The following is an 18,953-nucleotide window of genomic DNA, read 5'->3' on the forward strand; positions in this document are numbered from 1 at the left end:
TTAGAGATGAAAGAATACAGTTTCACAGAAAAAAAAGATACTCGTTCTGGATTTGGAGCAGGTATGGCAGAATTGGGCAAATCAAATCCAAAAGTTGTCGCACTTTGCGCAGATTTAGTGGCATCCTTAAAATTAGATGCATTCATTAAAGATAATCCTGAAAGATTTGTTCAATGTGGTATTGCTGAAGCAAATATGATTGGCGTATCGGCAGGGATGGCTATTGCAGGCTATATTCCTTATGCTACTACCTTTGCCAATTTTGGTTCGGGAAGAGTATATGATCAAATCAGACAGAGTGTTGCTTACTCAGGCAGTAATGTGAAAATTTGTGTGTCACACGCTGGATTAACATTAGGAGAGGATGGCGCAACACACCAGATTTTGGAAGATATTGCTATGATGAGAGCTATGCCAGGGATGACTGTAATCAATCCATGCGATTATAATCAGACAAAAGCAGCGACTATCGCAATTGCTGAATACGAAGGCCCAGTTTATCTTCGTTTCGGCAGACCCGTCGTTCCAGTATTTACAGACCCCGACCAAAAATTTGAAATAGGCAAGGCTTGGATGGTGAATGAAGGGAAAGATGTAAGCATTTTTGCTACTGGCCATTTAGTATGGGAAGCCATACAGGCTGGAGAAATATTGGCGAAAGAAGGCATCGATGCAGAAATCATCAATATCCATACGATTAAACCATTGGACGAAGAAGCAATTTTGAATTCTGTAAAGAAAACAGGATGTGCTGTCACTGCCGAAGAGCATCAATTGAATGGTGGTTTGGGCGATGCTGTGTGTCAGTTGCTTAGCCGAAACCACATTGCACCTATTGAAATGATTGGTGTAGATAATTCTTTTGGTGAAAGTGGAACGCCTGCTCAATTGATGGAAAAATACGGATTGAATGCTCAGAGTATTGTAGATAAAGTACGCATTGCCATCAAAAGAAAAGAATTACTCGGTTCAAAATAGTTTGTAAAAAATAGTATCTGTTTTTATTTTGTCATAAAGCCACTCATATTTTGGGTGGCTTTTATTATGTAAAGCCTGTCATCAAAATGCTGAAATTATGAAAAGTTTATAGAAAGGGAAGCGAGATAGTACTAAAATATCATGAGTATAATACATATATTAATGACCTGTTGATTTTAATTACTTGATGCTAATGCTGAAGATGATATTTTTATAAATTAAATATCATCTTTAAAATAATCATTAGTTCAACTAAAAGTATTTTGAGGATTTATTCTACAAAACTATAGCACAAAAGTATTAATTTGTAGCGATTTTGTTAAGTAATACTTTTACATCAAAAAGTGTTTAAAAAGTTGCCAATTATTAGCTTTAAGAGACCTCTAGGCTACTAAAAACACGCGATTTTCATCTCCAAAACACCTAAAATAATGAATTTTAGTTTATCCAGACAGTTCTCAATTCTTTTAAATTTTTTCTTTTAGAGGTACAATTTCCAAATATTTTTGACAAAAGCTTATTGCTACGTATACTATTTAGAAAATTATCGTGTGAAATTAACACTTTCTTGCGATGCTGAACATTTGGTATAGATATTTAAAGATTTATGCTACTGTATTCTTATACTACTCTCTTACTTTGTACGAAAATATTATATTATTTATTAAATGAATCATATTTATCGTCGTATGAAGCAATTTGACTTATCTATTCCAATTACGCGAAAAAAGCTGTACTTAGTTGTATGGTGCATATCGCTTTTAATTGGTTTTTCGAGCTTTTCATTAAAAGCTCAAACAGTAAAAGGGACTATTAAGTCCGCTTCAGGAGAAGGAATACCTGGAGCAACCGTTAGTGTTAAGGGTACTACCCGTGGGGTTAGCGCGAGTAAAGATGGAACTTTTTCCATTGCTGCCACACCAAAGACAACTTTGGTTTTCAGCTCAGTTGGCTATAAAACACAGGAGGTTTTAGTAGGTAACCAAACAAGTATTAATGTAGTGTTAGAAGAATTTCAATCTGCATTAGATGAGGTAGTAGTTGTGGGTTATGGAAAACAAAAGAAAGAAGGTGTTGTAGCTTCTGTTACCCAAACAACGAATAAAGAATTAGAGCGTGCAGGTGGTGTTTCAAGTATTGGTGCAGCATTAACTGGAAATGTACCAGGGTTAATTACTAATGCAAGTACTGGTCTTCCAGGTGCAGAAGACCCTCAGATTATCATTCGTGGTCGTAGCTCTTGGAATAACTCAGACCCACTCATTTTAGTGGATGGTGTAGAGCGTCCTATGAACAGCGTTGATATCAGTTCTGTTGAAACAGTTACTGTACTTAAGGATGCTTCAGCGACTGCCGTTTTCGGTTCTAGAGGTGCCAATGGTGTAATTTTAATTACTACCAAACGAGGAAAAATGGGAAAAGCATCAATCAGAGCTGTCGTAAATACCATTGTAAAAGCTCCGTCTAAATTACCGGAAAAGTATGATTCATATGATGCTTTAAGAATTAGAAATGAAGCCATTGAGTATGAACTTGCGACAAGACCAGAAGGGTGGAGAGATTACTTACCTCAACAGATTATTAATAAGTATCGTAATCCAGCAAATTTAGCGGAAGCAGAACGTTATCCAAATGTTAACTGGGAAGAAGCATTATTTAAACCTTATGCGATATCTAATAATGCTAATTTGAACATCAGCGGGGGTACAAATCTTGTGAAATATTTTACCAGTGCAGATTTTTTACAAGAAGCCGATTTATTTAAAATCTATGATAATAAAAGAGGGTACAAGCAAGGCTTTGGCTTCAATAGGCTGAATGTTCGTAGTAATTTAGATTTTCAATTAACGCCTACTACGCTTTTTAAAACCAACCTTTCGGGTTCTTATGGCGTTAGAAAAAGCCCATGGGGCTTCTCTGGAAGTCAGTACGGGCCATGGATTGATGCTTATAATGCTGCTCCAGATTTATTTTTACCACAATATTCTGATGGTTCATGGGGCTTTTACTATCCAAACCAAGCTAAAGCAGAAAACTCTGCATTAAGTCTTGCAATTGGGGGTTTACAATATCAAACTACTGCCCGCATCACGACAGATTTTACGTTAGATCAAGATTTGGATATGTTAGTGAAGGGCTTGAGAGCTTCGGGTACTGTGTCGTTAGATAATACTTTTGTAGAATCAGATCGTGGTGTTAATGACCTTTATAATGGAACTCAACGTAAGTGGGTAAATCCTGAAACAGGTATTGAAACTTACCAATCGGCTGTTGATGGTATTACAGGTTTTGACTTTCAAGAGGGTATCAAGTGGGCTCCAGCAGCGGGGACTATCGGAGCTAGCCAGCGTCGTTTGTTTTACCAGTTACAGCTTAATTACAACAAAACGTTTGCAGGGTTACATAATGTGACTTTGATGGGTTTAACAAACCGAAACGTGTATGCTAGCGGTAGTACAATTCCTTCTTATAGAGAAGACTGGGTGTTTAGAACTACTTATACATTCAACAATAAATACACAGTAGAGTACAATGGTGCTTATAATGGTTCTGAGCAATTTGCAAAAGACTACCGTTTTGCCTTTTTCTCTTCTGGGGGTGCTAACTGGGTAATATCGAACGAAAAATTCATGAATTCGGTGAAATTTATCAATTCTATGAAATTACGTATGTCTTACGGACAAACAGGGTTTGATAACCTAGGGGTAAGATGGCCGTATCTTGAGCAATGGACTTACGGCGGAACATCAAGATTGGGTGTAAGTGGTGAAGGAGCTGAACAAAGCCCATATACTTGGTATTCTCAATCAACAGTTGGTAACCCAACCGTACAGTGGGAACAATCAGAGAAATTCAATGTGGGTTTAGACTTTGAACTTTTCAGAGGTTTTGTGAAAGGTAAGGCTGACTTCTTTCAGGATAATAGAAGTAAAATTTTATTATCAGGAAGATCAGACGTACCAAGTTATTTTGGGGCATCTCCGCCAGTGGCAAACTTAGGTGCTGTTAAAGCAAGCGGTTATGAATTAGAACTTCATTTCAATAAAAATGTTGGAAAATTCCGTTTGTGGGCAGACCTTAACATGACTCATACGCAAAACAAAATTATTGAACGTGCTACGCCAGAATTACTGCCAGATTATCAGAAACCAGAAGGTATGCAGATTGATCAAGCTTATTCATTCGTAAGCAAAGGCATGTATAATAGTTGGGATCAGTTGTATGGAAGTGCTATGCACAATGTAAACGACAACCAAAAATTATTGGGTAACTACTACTTGGTTGATTATAATGGAGACGGAGTTATTGACACGCAAGATAGAATTCCTTATGGACATACTGGCTGGCCACAAAATACTTACAACGCTACTTTAGGCTTTGATTGGAAAGGATTTTCAGCTTTTGTACAGTTCTATGCGGTGAATAATGCTACTCGTCAAGTGGTTTTCACAAGTTTAAGTTCACAAAGCCATACAGTTTATCAAGAAGGTGCATACTGGTCACCAACAAATACTAGCGGAACGCCTATTCCACGTTGGTTAACAACACCTTTCGGAGACTATAGAGGCACGCAGTATATGTACGACGGCTCTTATGTAAGATTAAAAAATGCTGAAATAGCATACACTGTAAATCCTGAGCTTAGTAGAAAATTAGGACTTAGTAGTCTGCGAATCTACCTAAATGGTAATAACCTTATTGCTTGGAGCAAAATGCCAGATGATAGGGAGTCTAATTTTGCTGGAACTGGTTGGGCTTCACAAGGAGCTTATCCAACAGTAAAGAGATATAATTTAGGTTTAAACATTACTTTCTAATTAATTAATAAAAACATGAAAAAGAGAATAAAACTTTTGTGTGTAGCTGTAGTTTGTTCTATGACTTTTGGAGTTACTTCATGCTCAGATTTTTTGGATCGTGATCCTCAATCTCTTGTGTCTGAAAAAGATGCTTTTAAAAACTTTGTGAATTTTCAAGGATTTACCGAAGAACTCTATCATACTATTCCAGACTTTTCTAATGGTTACTGGACCAACTCTTTTAACTGGGGAGAGGATGAAATCCAATCTACAGCTCAAAACTTTCACTTTGGTGTAAAAATAGACAATGGTGATTTTTGGGGCTGGCAACGCAACTTCGATGGTTGGCAAGCTGGCTGGATGGACCGTAACAGTAATTCAACCAATGATGATCGCTTTACAAAATCACTATGGGGATTAGGATGGTATGGTATCCGTAAGGCTAATTTAGGTTTAGAAAATATTGACAAACTGACTGATGCCACACAAGAAGAAAAAGACTTAATTAAAGGTCAACTATTGTTTTTTAGAGGTTGGTATCACTTTATGTTTATGCAGTATTTTGGAGGACTTCCATATATTGACAAAGTATTACCTGGAGATCAGAAGCTAACCTTACCTCGTCTTAAATACAGCGAATGTGCCGATAAAGCAGCTGCGGATTTCAGAGCAGCGGCCAACTTATTACCTACAAACTGGGACAACACAACGGCAGGTAAGAGAACATTGGGTAAAAACACATTGCGTATCAACAAGATTATGGCACTTGGCTATTTGGGAAAAAATTATCTTTGGGCTGGTAGTCCATTGATGAATTCGGTCTCAGGTGGCGGTACTACTTACAATGTTGAATATTGCAAGAAAGCAGCAGATGCATTTGCTGAATTACTAAATTTATGTGAGAGTGGAGAAGCTCCTTACCGCTTAGTTCCTTTTGCACAATATTATACTAACTTCTATACGACTGGGCAGAACTGGCAAATGCCGGGTGGAACTGAAGCCATTTTCAGAGGTCCATACTATGGTGCAAATAGTTCAAACTGGGGAACAAGTAAACAATATAGCCCGCAGATTATCAGTGAAGGTGATGTGAAATTCTTGCCAACAGCCAATTATGTTGACAACTACGGAATGGCTAACGGATTGCCTATTAAGGATATTACAAAAGCTGACACAGAGTCTGGTTATAATCCTGAATATCCTTGGAAAGGAAGAGACCCACGTTTTTACAATGATATTATTTTCGATGGTGTGAGAATGGTAGCAGGGAGTATTCCAAATGCTGCTGAAGTGAACAACCGCTATGCCAATTTACATACTGGAGGTTCTTATCGTGATATTTCAACAGGTAGTCGCACAGGATATTTACTCTTTAAGTTTGTTCCAAGAACAGCTAATAAGTATGACCAAGGCTATGGTTATGATAAAAGTCTTAACATTCACTTGCCATATATGCGTTTGGCAGATATTTATCTGATGTACGCTGAAGCTGCTGCACAGGGCTATGGCTCGGCTATGGGTAAAGCTGGAAGTTATTCTAAAACTTCTGTAGATGCTATCAACGTCATTAGAGATAGAGCAGGAGTAGGTCATGTAGATGCCAAATTCTTAGGTTCTCTGGATGTGTATATGGAAGAATTAAGACGTGAACGTGCTGTAGAACTTTCTTTTGAAGGTCATCGCTTCAATGACCTCCGTCGTTGGTTAATGATTGCTAAAAATCCTTATACGCTTAAAAAATCAATTGAATTTGATAGAGCAGCTACATTGGATCCAGCGAAAGACCCTAAAGACAATAGAGTGTTGAACATCAGAGAGTCTGTCATATTAGAGCGCAAGTTCACAGATAAGCATAATTGGTTGCCATTAAAAGTTAATGACGTGAATTTGTATCTAGAATTTGCTCAAAATCCTGGCTGGTAAATCATATAATGAGATAATCAATAGATAAACGAACAAGAAATGAAGTTTATAAAAATAATTATGGTTTTATGTGCATTACTGGCTTTTTCAAAAGCTACGATAATGGCGCAGAATTCCTCGACGATTAAAATTAAAGCCACCGTTGTTGGCTCGAATAAACAGCCCGTTATTGGCGCTATTGTAAGTAGCTCCGAAGAAATCGGGAAAGCTGTTACCACAGATGCTTTGGGTACTTTTAGTATTGAAATTCCTAAAAATGAGGTATTATCAATTGCTGCGAAAGGTTTCAAAACCAAATACATCACTGCTAATCAACAAATCAGTGAAATCGTTATCGCACCCGATGACAACCAAGAACAAGTAGGTCTTCCTTTCCGTAATGTTGATAAACAAGATTTGTTGGGTGGTGTATCTTCTGTGAATGTAAAGGACCTTCTTAAGAAGAATTACTTCACTTACCCACTAGATGGAATGGAATCTTTAGTTCCAGGGTTTAATGGAAACAGTAATTGGGGAATGGGCAGTTATCTGTTCATGATTGATGGGGTTCCTCGTGAGACAGGGAACGTAATGCCGACTGAGATAGAGCAAATCGTATTTTTGAAAGGAGCTAACGCTGTTGCACTATACGGTAGCCGTGGTGCTAAAGGTGTAGTGAATGTAATTACAAAAAGAGGCGTAGCAGGTCAAAGTAGATTTGACCTCAGAATTAATAGTGGTGTAAATGTTCCTAAAGCTTTTCCACGTTACTTAGGTTCAGCGGAATATATGACTTTATATAATGAAGCACGTAGAAATGATGGATTAACGAATTTGTATTCTGAATCTGATATTTACAACTATGCCTCAGGAATCAATAAATATCGTTATCCGAATATAGATTTTTACTCATCAGAGTACCTCAAAAGTAGTTATGGTAGTTATGACGCCACTGCCGAAATTTCAGGTGGAAATGAAAGAGTTAAATACTATACAAATTTAGGATTTGCAACATCTGGTTCACTGTTGAACTTTGGAGAAGCAAAAACCAACAATAATTCAGACCGTCTTAATTTCCGTGGAAATATCGATGTAAACTTGAATGAGTTTATAAGTTTGAATGCTGATGCTACTGCTATTTTTTATACTGGTCGTGGTGTCAATGCGAACTTTTGGAGTAGTGCAACAACGGTTCGTCCAAATCGTTTTGCACCACTTATTCCCCTTAGTATGATTGAACAAGAAGATGCAGCTTCACAGGTGTTAATTAAAAACAGTAATAATATTATCGATGGACAATATTTACTTGGAGGTACTCAATTAGACCAAACGAATCCAATCGCTACCATTTATTCTGGAGGTAGTAATCAATTTGCTAATCGTCAATTCCAGTTTAATACAGGGATTAAAGCAGACCTTAGAAATGTGTTGAAAGGTTTGAGTTTCAAATCTAGTTTTGCTGTTGATTATGCTACTGAATATACGTTGGCTTATAATTATTCTTATGCTACTTATGCGCCTACTTGGAATAAGTATAGCGGAACCGACTTAATTAGTAGTCTTACAGTGTATGGCCAAGATGCAAAATCTGGAACTCAGAATGTATCAGGAAATAGATATCGCCAAACGATTGCATTTTCAGGACAGTTAAATTATGATAGAACTTTTAACGAAGACCATCATTTATCAGCTATTTTATTAGCTAATGGGTTTCAACAATCAGAATCTGCGATTTACCACAAGACAAGTAATGCGAATTTAGGGTTTTTAGCAAGCTATAATTACAAGCATAAATACTACATGGATTTTAGTGCTGCTTATATCCATTCTGCAAAACTTCCTCCAAGTAATCGTCAAGCATTTTCTCCGTCACTTACTTTAGGCTGGAGATTAAGTCAAGAAGAGTTTCTTAAAAATTCAGATATCGTAGACGATTTGAAGTTGACAGCTTCGGCTAGTATTTTACATACAGATCTTGATATTCCAAATTACTATTTATATCAAGGTGTTTATACTGGTGCTGGTTCATGGTATGGTTGGAAAGATGGTACAGGTATTCAAGCTACTGAATCAAGGAGAGGTGATAACCCTAACATGAAGTTTCCTAAAAGAGAAGAACTTAGTGTAGGATTCGAAGGTTCGTTTTTCAAAAGATTATTAACATTAAATGGAACATTCTTTGTTAATACCATCTCGGGAAATATCATTCAAGCATCTGTCTTATTCCCAAGTTATTTCACGACAGGCTTTCCAGTATCTTCATTTATTCCTTATGTAAATTATAATGAAGACAAACGTGTTGGCTTTGACTTCGGTGCTAGTTTGAATAAAAGATATGGTGAAGTAAATTGGACTTTGGGTGTGAATGGTACATACTACCAAACTACTGCCACTAAAAGAGCCGAATTATACGAAGATGCTTACCAAAACCGTCAAGGAAAACCGCTTGATGCTACGTGGGGCTTACAAAGTTTGGGATTTTTCCAAGATCAAAACGATATAGCAAACTCTCCAACACAAACATATGGACAAGTAAAGCCAGGCGATATTAAATACAAAGATCAGAACGGTGATGGTATTATTAATAGCCGAGATGAAGTCTCTTTAGGAAAAGGTGGTTGGTTCGGTGCTCCGCTTACTTTAGGTATCAACCTAACTGCTCAGTGGAAAAAGCTTACTTTCTTCGCAATGGGTGTTGGTCGTTTTGGGGCTAATGGAATGCGTAATAGCTCTTATTTCTGGGTTGATGGTGAAGATAAGTACTCTGCAGTAGTGAGAGATAGATGGACGGAAGCAACAAAACTAACAGCCACCTATCCAAGACTTACCACTTTGACAAGCGACAATAACTATCGTCCATCGGACTTCTGGATTTATAAAACGAATCGTTTTGACTTGAGTAAAGTACAGGTAACCTATGATTTGACGGATGTATTAAAGATGAAATCTTTTGTACGTGAACTTGGATTATATGTCACTGGCTTTAACCTGCTAACTGTGTCAGACAATCGTGAAATCATGGAACTTAGTGTGGGAAGTGCACCACAAACACGTTTGTTCAACTTAGGTGTAAAAGCCCTTTTCTAAGTTTTTGAAAATATCATATTTTGAATATTATACTATGTTTTATATGAATAAAGGAATATTAAAACTACTGGTTTGCGCTGCTGTATTGCTGACCGGATGTGAAGACCTAATAGAACCTGCTATAGAGAATAACAGGCAGTTAGATCCTAGTGCTTATTTACCAAGCGACTCAAGATTTCCATTCGGTATATTGCTGAATGGCTATAATAGAATTCCGACGAACTCGTGGTCTTTTAATGATGTGGCAACTGATGATGCTGTAAGTAATGACCAAGACAATGGCTATCTAAAAATGGCAACGGGGCAATGGACGGCAAACAATAATCCCACCAACCAATGGACAAATTGTTTTGCAGGCATTCAATACCTAAATATTATGCTTGGAGAAGTAAACAAGGTTCAATGGGTGGCTGACCCTGTTGCTAACAGATTGTTTTCTACTAGAATTAAAGGAGAAGCTTATGGGCTTCGAGCCTTATTGATGTACCATCTTTTGCTAACACACGCTGGTAAAGGAGTAAGCGGAGCAATGCTTGGAGTACCTATATTACTTAAGCCACAGACTACTTCTGATAATTATAATCTTCCAAGAGCTTCTTTTGATGATTGTATGAAACAAATTTATCAAGATTTAGATAGTGCAGATGTCAAGCTTCCTTTAGACTATCAGAATTTTTCATTGGGACAGGAATCTCTGATACCAGCAAAGTATGGTCAGGTAACGATTGAGCAATATAACCGTGCATTCGGGGTTACATTCAGTGGTTTATTTACTGGTCGTATTGCTAAAGCAGTAAGAGCACAAGCTGCATTACTGGCAGCCAGCCCATCATTTAATAATGGCAATACAAGTAAGTGGGTAGATGCCGCCAACTATGCCGCCAATGTATTGAATGCTAATGGAGGGTTGAATGCTATAACAAGTAATGTAGCAAGTGGTCTTACTTGGTACACTAATACTACGGAGATTGCTAATCTTAAGGATGGCGCTAATCCTCCTGAAATATTGTGGAGAAATAACTGGGGTGAAAATAGAGATTTAGAACAAGCTAATTTTCCTCCAACATTATTTGGTAACGGACGTATCAATCCGTCTCAGAACCTTGTAGATGCTTTCCCAATGCTGAATGGGTATCCGATTACTGATGCTAACAGTGGCTATAATCCTGCTGACCCATATACTAACCGTGACCCCCGCTTGAAAATGTTTGTGCTTGTGAACGGTGCAACCGCTGGTGTAAATAATACGGCTATTAATACTACTGCTAATGGTACTACCAACGATGCGCTTAATAAAGTGGCTACTTCGACAAGAACGGGTTATTATTTGCGAAAATTGTTACGTCAAGATGTAAACCTTAACCCTACATCTGCCACCAATCAGCGTCATTACAAACCGCATATTCGTTATACCGAAATTGCGTTGGCTTATGCAGAAGCAGCTAACGAGGCTTGGGGACCTACGGGTACGGGTACAAATGCTTATTCAGCTTATGATATCATCAGAGCTATCCGTAGAAGAGCTGGTATTGGTACAACCAACAACGATGCTTATCTGGAAAGTGCAAAAGGTAATAAGGAAACGATGCGTACTTTGATTCGTAATGAACGTCGCTTAGAACTTTGTTTTGAAGGATTTAGATTCTGGGATTTACGTCGTTGGAATGCAGGACTTACAGAACCAGCAAAAGGTGTGAGTATCCAAAATGGTGTTTATACCTTAATCCCAGTTGTACAAGACAGAGTATTCAAGAGTTATATGAAATACGGCCCAATTCCTTATTCAGAAATACTGAAGTTCCCTGCACTTGAACAAAATGAAGGGTGGAATTAATAATCAGCTATAATTTTATTATTGACAAAATTTAATATTTATGAAGAAATTAGTTTTAATGTCGGTACTAATCCTAATCGGACTTGCTTCCTGCAATACGGAAAATGAGTTCCCGGATTACAAATACCAAACTGTATATTTCGCTTATCAGTATCCTGTAAGAACAATTACTTTAGGAGAGGATACGTACGTGAATACTGATTTGGATAATCAACATAAATGCCAGATTTATGCTTCAACTGGTGGAGTTTATGAGAGTAGAAAAGATGTATCTATAAAAATAGCCGTTGATAATTCACTCTTAAAAAACGGTTTACTGTTTGGAACAGGAAAAGACCAGGTGCTTCCTATGCCTACTAATTATTATTCGTTAGGCTCAGATAAGATTATTATTCCTAAAGGGACATTGGCAGGTGGAGTAGATGTACAATTGACAGATGCTTTTTTTGCAGACCCAAAATCAATCAAAAATACCTATGTCATTCCTTTAACGATGACTAGCGTAACTAATGCCGATTCAATACTTTATGGCAAACACTTTATTTTGTATGCTATTAAATATGTGAATACTTGGCATGGAAACTATCTTAGACGTGGAAAGGACGTTGTTACAGGTACTTTGAATAAAACGATTGTTCGCCATGCACAATACGTAGAGCAAGATGAAGTTAACAAACTTTCTACCAAATCGTTAAGCGAGCTAGAGTTCCCTGTAGTCTTTAAAGATAAAGATGGTAAGAATGTTAATATAACATTATCACTAAAATTTGAAAGCGACAAGTGTACAATTTCTTCATTAACGAGTGGTTATACTGCAACTGGTAGTGGCACATTTGTGAAAAAAGGGGAGAAAAACAGTTGGGGGAATAAGGACAGAGATGCATTATACCTAAAGTATGATGTGAATCTGGCAGGAATGAATATATCTACAACAGATACCCTCGTTATGCGTGATCGTACAGTAACAATGGAAACCTTTTCGCCAGTGACAAAATAATAATTTGTCTAACTAGAACAGTTATTTTATGAATAAATTATATAAAGTAGTACTAGGTCTGACCACATTGATGGTGACTTCTTGTACCAAATATGAGGCGCTAGAGTTTAGCGTCATCAAACCTGAAAGCGCTACTGCTCAGGAAGATATTGATGCTTATCCTGCATTAAAATCTTATATCAATCGCACTACATACCCCAATTTTAAGTTTGGGGTTGCTCTTTCGCTTTCTGACTATGTCAACAAAGGCGTAATGTATCGCCTTGCCAATAAAAACTTCGATGAAATAGTTTTAGGCTATGAAATGAAGCATGGTGCAGTAGTACAAGCCGATGGTAGCTTAGCACTGGATAACGTCAGTAAATTATTAGCAGCAGCCAAAGATGGTGGGATTACTGTATATGGACATACATTATGTTGGCATGCTAATCAAAATGCCACCTATTTGAAAAAGATAATTGCACCTGATATCTTGTCATCAACTGGTCCTGGTTGGGATTTAATCACAGCTGCTGATTTTGAAGATAATATTACCACTAATTTTGAAGGTAATGCTAATGCAGTAACATCTTACACTGCAGTGGGCGGGGGTGCCAACGGTGTGGGGAGAGCGTTGAAAATAACAAATGCAAGTGTTCGTGCCAATGATTGGGAATCTCAATTTTTCTTAAAATTTTCTCCTGCAGCTGTTTTAGGAGAAAAATACACCCTTAAAATGGATGTGAAAGCAGATGTTGCCGCATCTTACTCAACTCAAGCACATGTAACACCAGGTGCATACAAACACTGGGACTTTTTTGGAACTATTTCGGCTACTCCAACTTGGACTACTTATACCAAAGAGATTACAATTACTGCAGATATGGCTACTTGCGGTGCAATTGCTTTTAATCTTGGTAAAACTGCCACTAATTTTTACTTTGATAATATTACTTTAACAAAGTACAATGCTACAGGTAGTGTACAAACAAAAGAAAAAACTGCTGAGCAAAAGAACACACTCATTACCAATGCCTTGGATAAATGGATGTCGGGTATGTTGACAGTAAGTAAGCCTTATGTAAAAGCATGGGATGTAGTAAACGAGCCAATGGATGATGGCAAACCTTATGAACTTAAAACAGGAGTAGGCAAAACTTTAGCCGCTGATGAATTTTATTGGCAAGATTATATGGGTAAAGATTATGCTGTAACTGCTTTTAAGTTAGCTAGAAAATATGGGAATGCTAGTGATATACTTTTCATCAATGATTACAATTTGGAATACAGTCTGGAAAAATGTCGGGGATTAATCGCATATGTAAGCTATATCGAAGGAAAAGGTGCAAAGGTTGATGGTATTGGTACTCAAATGCACATTGATATCAAGTCGGATAAAACCAAGATTGCAGATATGTTTAAGCTGTTAGCTGCTACAGGGAAAGTGATAAAAATTTCAGAATTGGATATTGGCTTAGGTAGTGTGAAAACAGCTAATGCAACTCAGGCACAATATCAGGCACAGGCTGAAATGTATAAATATGTTATCGACAAATATTTTGAGCTTATACCTGCCGCACAGAGATACGGTATCACGTTGTGGAGTCCACTAGACAGTCCTGCCAATTCAAGCTGGAGAGCAGATGAGCCGATTGGTCTATGGACAAAAGATTATGTAAGAAAAGTAGCTTATTCTTACGTAGCTGAATCTATCAAAGCAAATATGAAATAATAAGGAGAAGTGTTTATCCTTTAAAAATAAACCACTATTTACTATATAACCCTATCCATTAATATATAACTACCCGTTTCGTTTATAATCCCTAGCAATTTGTTAGGGATTATTTCAATAAATGGGTATGAGTAATTTACCTAACCACTATTTTTAAAATCAAGAAATATTAGCTTATTTGTTAAATACAACAATAAACGCTTACCTTAATTCGTCTGTTTGTTTCATATGCGGATTATAACAAAATTTTGAACTAACAGTAAGATTTATGAATAATTAGCTTTTGTAAATACTACTAACAGTAGCAACAGATAGGGCCTAAAATAAAATTATGTTAAATTGGGCAATGACTATAATGAAAAAATCCAACTGATGGTTGATGTGTTAAAGACTGTAAAAATGAAGAAATGTTACTTTTTATTAATTTTTATTTTTGTTGCTCACTGGATTCACGGGCAACAGAAAGAATATAAATTTATTAATTTCAGTAGCAGAAATGGGCTCACCTCCAATTCCATCAATGCCATTGTAAAAGACAAGAATGGCTTTATGTGGTTTGGGACTGAAGACGGACTCAATAGGTTTGATGGTCAAAATTTTACTGAATATCGCCATAAAGAAAACGATAGTACAAGTATCGGAAGTGGCCCAATAACAGCCATGACTCAGGATAAAGCTGGTAACATTTGGGTGGCGACTAATCTGACTTTGTCTATTTATAATCTGAATTTGAATTCATTTACTAATTACGATTTTAGTACGCTAGGCTGGATTATATCATTATGTGCTGACCATTCGGGCAAAATTTGGGTTGGAACTTATTCTGGTTTATTTGTGCTAGATCCAGTCTCGAAAAAAACTAATGTCTTTAAAGCAGACCCTTCAAACACCACAAAATTAAATTCAAATATGATTCGCTCACTATTTGAAGATAGTCATAACAACATTTGGGTTGGTACCGACGAAGGTTTACATGTTTATGACAGAAAGAGCGAACGATTTACAAGGTTTTTACACAACCCGAATAATCCAGCAAGTATTTCATGGAACAATATAAAGAGCATCACGGCTGACAAGTATGGTAAACTTTGGATTGGTACTGAAGAAGGGGGAATAAATGTAATGGACACAAAAAAGGGTACGTTTCGCAATTACAAACATGATTCAAACAACCCTAATTCTCTTTCCAATAATCATATAATTAAGGTAGTATTTGATAAAGACGGGCAGCTTTGGGTAGGTACAGAAATAGGCATCGACATATTTAATCCGCAAACAGAGAAGGCAATCAGTGTCAAAAGTTCGATTGTAGAGCAAGATGGCTTTACGCCTAGTACTTCTGGACGATCAATTAGGGATATTTACATTGATAATAATGGTGTATATTGGATAGGTGTTCATCAAGGTGGCGTAAATAAATATGATACGAATCTGGCGTTCTTTAACTATAAAAAATTCAATCCCTTTGATCCTAACGGATTGACGGGCAGTTCAATAATGGCCTTTTCCGAAAGTCCTTCTGGAGATATCTTTATTGGAACAGAAGGTGCAGGGCTGAATGTATTTAACAGAAAAACAGGGCTAATAAGACGTTATGATTTAAAAGATAAAAAGGCAAATAGAGCATCTATTATCGCTTTACAATCTGTTGGTAATACGCTTTGGGTAGGAACATATCAAGTTGGTTTATATACCATAAATATGGCAACGGGTGCTTCTAGGTATTTTCACCTTCCAAAAAGCAACACGGATGATGTAAACATACCTATCAACTGCATAAAAGCAGATAAAAATGGGAAAATTTGGCTAGGTACAAATGGCAATGGGGTTTATTTATACGACCCACAGCGGGATGTAATGGAATCATCTGATAAAGTTTTTCAATTGGCATCTGCTCAGAAATTCCCTTTGAATGGTTTTATCACCACTATTGAGCAAGATAAAATGGGGAATATCTGGATTGGCTCAAACGGTTCAGGAATAGCTGTTTATTATCCAAGTGAGAAACGGTTTCAGGTATTAAACCACGATAGGAATGGACTCCCGATAGACAAAGTCCAGAGTATTTACTGTGACCGTTCTGGCAAAATATGGGTTGGTGCATGGGGAGGGGGGCTTTGTTTATATAAGCCTCAAACAAAAACATTTGAACGCTTTGATGAAAGAAATTCTTTGTCAAATGATGTTGTTTACAAAATTTTGGAAGATGAAAAAGGCAAAATATGGATAAGTACTAATAAGGGCATCAGTTCATTTGACCCTGACAAGAAGGTATTTAGAAATTTTACACATTATAATGGCGTTCAGCAGAGCAACTTTAATATTGGGGCTGGTTTGAAAACTTCAGACGGACAATTGTTTTTTGGTGGACTGGCAGGCTTTAACTACTTCAATCCTGCTAGTATTTTCCAGAAAAAGAATATTCCTACGCTGGTAATTACTAGTTTGAAGATTAATAACAAACAAATAAATCCTGGTGAAAATGCCGAAATAACTGAACACATCTCGACAGCAAAAGAAATGGTGTTGAGTTATAAACAGAATTTTTCTTTAGACTTTATCGCCCTCAATTACACAGCTCCACATGAAAATAGGTATTCTTATAAATTAGAAGGATTCGACAAAGAGTGGAACCAAGTAGGAACGGCCAATACGGCTGTTTATACTAACCTTGACCCAGGGAAATATATCTTCAGACTAAAAGCATATAGTGAGGATGGCTCATGGCAGACACCCGAAAAAGTTATTGATATTATTGTGAAGCCTCCGTTTTGGCGGACGTATTATGCCTATTTTTTCTATTGTATCATGGTTTCAGGTGCCATTTGGGCTATCAGAAAACGTTCTATTGAAAAATTCAAGAATAAGTTTGCCAGAGAACAGGAACGTTTGGAGGTAAAACATATGATTGAAAAGGAACGACACGAAGCAGAGAAAAAAATAGAGTTAGAGCAAATTAAGATTAAATTCCTGACGAACCTAAGCCATGAGTTAAAAACTCCTTTGACACTTGTCTTGAATCCGATAGAGAACTTGATGTTTCAAGAGAAAAGTACAGAAAAGCTGGAAATGCTTAATTTGATAGGTCGCAATGCCAAAAGACTTTTGAATTTGGTAAACCAATTGCTTGATTTTAGAAAAATTGAAGACAATGAATTGACGCTGCACGCAACAGATGGCGATTTGATTACATTCGCGCAGGAAATTGTAGATTCTTTCAAATATATAGCCGTAAGGAAAAATATCTCTCTACATTTTGTGAGTTCATATAGTAACTACCATACTAGTTTTGATAAGGATAAATTAGAACGAGTGCTAATCAACTTGTTTTCTAATGCTATAAAATTCACCAATGAAGGCGGAAGTGTTAGCCTTCAAATTGCAGGCGATGGCGAAACAGGTATCAGGTTGATTCTACGTGATACTGGCATCGGATTGCCAAAAGAAATGACCGACAAGATTTTTGAAAGATTTTTCCAAGTAAATAACAGCGCTGACATATTAAATCAGGGAAGTGGAATAGGTCTTTCAATCGCTCAAGAGTTTATCAAACTTCACGGTGGAACCATTAAAGTAGAAAGTGAGGAAGATATAGGAAGTGCTTTTACTATATCTCTGCCACTTTTGCCAATTACTTTTCAGCAATCTACCTCTCCAATCGTTTCAAATGAAACATCTGATTTGATTGGTGGGTTTGCTAAAAATGAGCCTCCTAAAATTGATATGCCTGTTGTATTGATTGTGGATGATGATGACGATTTAAGAGCTTATTTGGTTGAAAGTCTGAAAACAAAATATAAAATAATAGAAGCCGCCGATGGTATAAAGGGTTGGCAAAAGGCCTTGTCATGCCATCCTCAGGTAATAGTCAGCGATGTAAATATGCCAAGAATGGATGGTGTAGAGATGGTACGCAAAATTAAAAGTGATAATCGTACCAAGCATATTCCTGTTATTATGTTGACTGTTTTATCTGATGAAATAGACCAAATGAAAGGATTGGAATCAGGGGCAAGTGATTATTTGTCGAAACCATTCAATTTTCATTTGCTCAACATTAAAATAGAAAATTTGCTTAGTTTGAATAGTTTATTGAAAAATACATACAGTAAGCATATTCAATTGGAGACCCCTGAAGCTGAGTTTGTCTCAGAAGACGAAAAGTTTTTGTTGAAGTTTTCACGTTATGTGGAAGAACATATCGAAAACCCCAATTTATCAGTAGAAGAATTGAGCAAAGCCATGTTCGTTAGTCGAGGAACACTTTACAGCAAAGTTTTAAGCCTTACTGGTGAGACTCCAGTGGAATATGTAAGGTCGCAAAAATTGAAGAAAGCAATTACACTTTTGCAAAAGAATGATATAAAAATATCCCAAATAGCATACTCTGTGGGCTTTTCAAATCCAAATTATTTTGCTAGAGCTTTTAAAGCAAAATACAACATATCGCCATCTGAATACGTGATGCTTAATAAAAATGTTGCATTAGTTGATTCAGAATAATTAGTTAAAAGAGGCCAATCATATAAAAACGTTTAGTATATACGATTGGACTCTTTTTTCTCAGTTTAAATTTGCTCAAAATCTTATATAAACAGCCAATATTTTGGTTTTATAATTATTAAGTTAAATAAAATATTTACC

8 protein-coding genes are annotated in these 18,953 nt (G+C 36.8%); all 8 read left to right on the forward strand.

Annotation, left to right across the window (positions count from 1 at the left end; translation table 11 throughout):
* The first annotated feature begins 6 nt into the window (after positions 1-6).
* On the forward strand, positions 7-978 hold the full coding sequence (locus AC07XN_RS09580; RefSeq protein WP_494742876.1) for a transketolase family protein: 972 nt from the start codon (positions 7-9) through the stop codon (positions 976-978).
* A 668-nt stretch (positions 979-1,646) separates the two neighbouring features.
* Complete coding sequence (locus tag AC07XN_RS09585; RefSeq protein WP_494742877.1) at positions 1,647-4,796, forward strand: SusC/RagA family TonB-linked outer membrane protein; 3,150 nt, start codon at positions 1,647-1,649, stop codon at positions 4,794-4,796.
* 15 nt (positions 4,797-4,811) lie between these two features.
* On the forward strand, positions 4,812-6,701 hold the full coding sequence (locus tag AC07XN_RS09590) for a RagB/SusD family nutrient uptake outer membrane protein (RefSeq protein WP_494742878.1): 1,890 nt from the start codon (positions 4,812-4,814) through the stop codon (positions 6,699-6,701).
* Between the two features lie 102 nt (positions 6,702-6,803).
* A complete protein-coding gene (locus tag AC07XN_RS09595) occupies positions 6,804-9,767 on the forward strand; it encodes a SusC/RagA family TonB-linked outer membrane protein (RefSeq protein ID WP_494742879.1) in 2,964 nt (987 codons plus the stop codon).
* Between the two features lie 43 nt (positions 9,768-9,810).
* Positions 9,811-11,601, forward strand: coding sequence for a RagB/SusD family nutrient uptake outer membrane protein (locus AC07XN_RS09600; RefSeq protein WP_309917727.1), 1,791 nt, complete (start codon positions 9,811-9,813; stop codon positions 11,599-11,601).
* A gap of 40 nt (positions 11,602-11,641) precedes the next feature.
* Positions 11,642-12,598 carry a DUF5627 domain-containing protein gene (locus tag AC07XN_RS09605; protein WP_494742880.1) on the forward strand — a complete coding sequence of 319 codons (957 nt, stop codon included), beginning with the start codon at positions 11,642-11,644 and terminating at the stop codon, positions 12,596-12,598.
* A 28-nt stretch (positions 12,599-12,626) separates the two neighbouring features.
* Positions 12,627-14,309, forward strand: a complete 1,683-nt coding sequence (locus AC07XN_RS09610) for an endo-1,4-beta-xylanase (protein ID WP_494742881.1) — start codon at positions 12,627-12,629, stop codon at positions 14,307-14,309.
* A 399-nt stretch (positions 14,310-14,708) separates the two neighbouring features.
* Positions 14,709-18,812 (forward strand): hybrid sensor histidine kinase/response regulator transcription factor, encoded by a 4,104-nt coding sequence (locus tag AC07XN_RS09615; RefSeq protein WP_309917717.1) that lies wholly within the window; start codon positions 14,709-14,711, stop codon positions 18,810-18,812.
* The last annotated feature ends 141 nt before the right edge of the window (positions 18,813-18,953 follow it).

This window comes from Arcicella sp. GW458-12-2-14-TSB2, from assembly GCF_059423785.1.

Bases quoted from the DNA above. Each gene is read 5' to 3' on its own strand.
- AC07XN_RS09600 (WP_309917727.1), top strand. From the start codon at position 9,811: ATGAATAAAGGAATATTAAAACTACTGGTTTGCGCTGCTGTATTGCTG.
- AC07XN_RS09595 (WP_494742879.1), top strand. From the start codon at position 6,804: ATGGCGCAGAATTCCTCGACGATTAAAATTAAAGCCACCGTTGTTGGC.
- AC07XN_RS09615 (WP_309917717.1), top strand. From the start codon at position 14,709: ATGAAGAAATGTTACTTTTTATTAATTTTTATTTTTGTTGCTCACTGG.
- AC07XN_RS09580 (WP_494742876.1), top strand. From the start codon at position 7: ATGAAAGAATACAGTTTCACAGAAAAAAAAGATACTCGTTCTGGATTT.
- AC07XN_RS09585 (WP_494742877.1), top strand. From the start codon at position 1,647: ATGAATCATATTTATCGTCGTATGAAGCAATTTGACTTATCTATTCCA.
- AC07XN_RS09590 (WP_494742878.1), top strand. From the start codon at position 4,812: ATGAAAAAGAGAATAAAACTTTTGTGTGTAGCTGTAGTTTGTTCTATG.
- AC07XN_RS09605 (WP_494742880.1), top strand. From the start codon at position 11,642: ATGAAGAAATTAGTTTTAATGTCGGTACTAATCCTAATCGGACTTGCT.
- AC07XN_RS09610 (WP_494742881.1), top strand. From the start codon at position 12,627: ATGAATAAATTATATAAAGTAGTACTAGGTCTGACCACATTGATGGTG.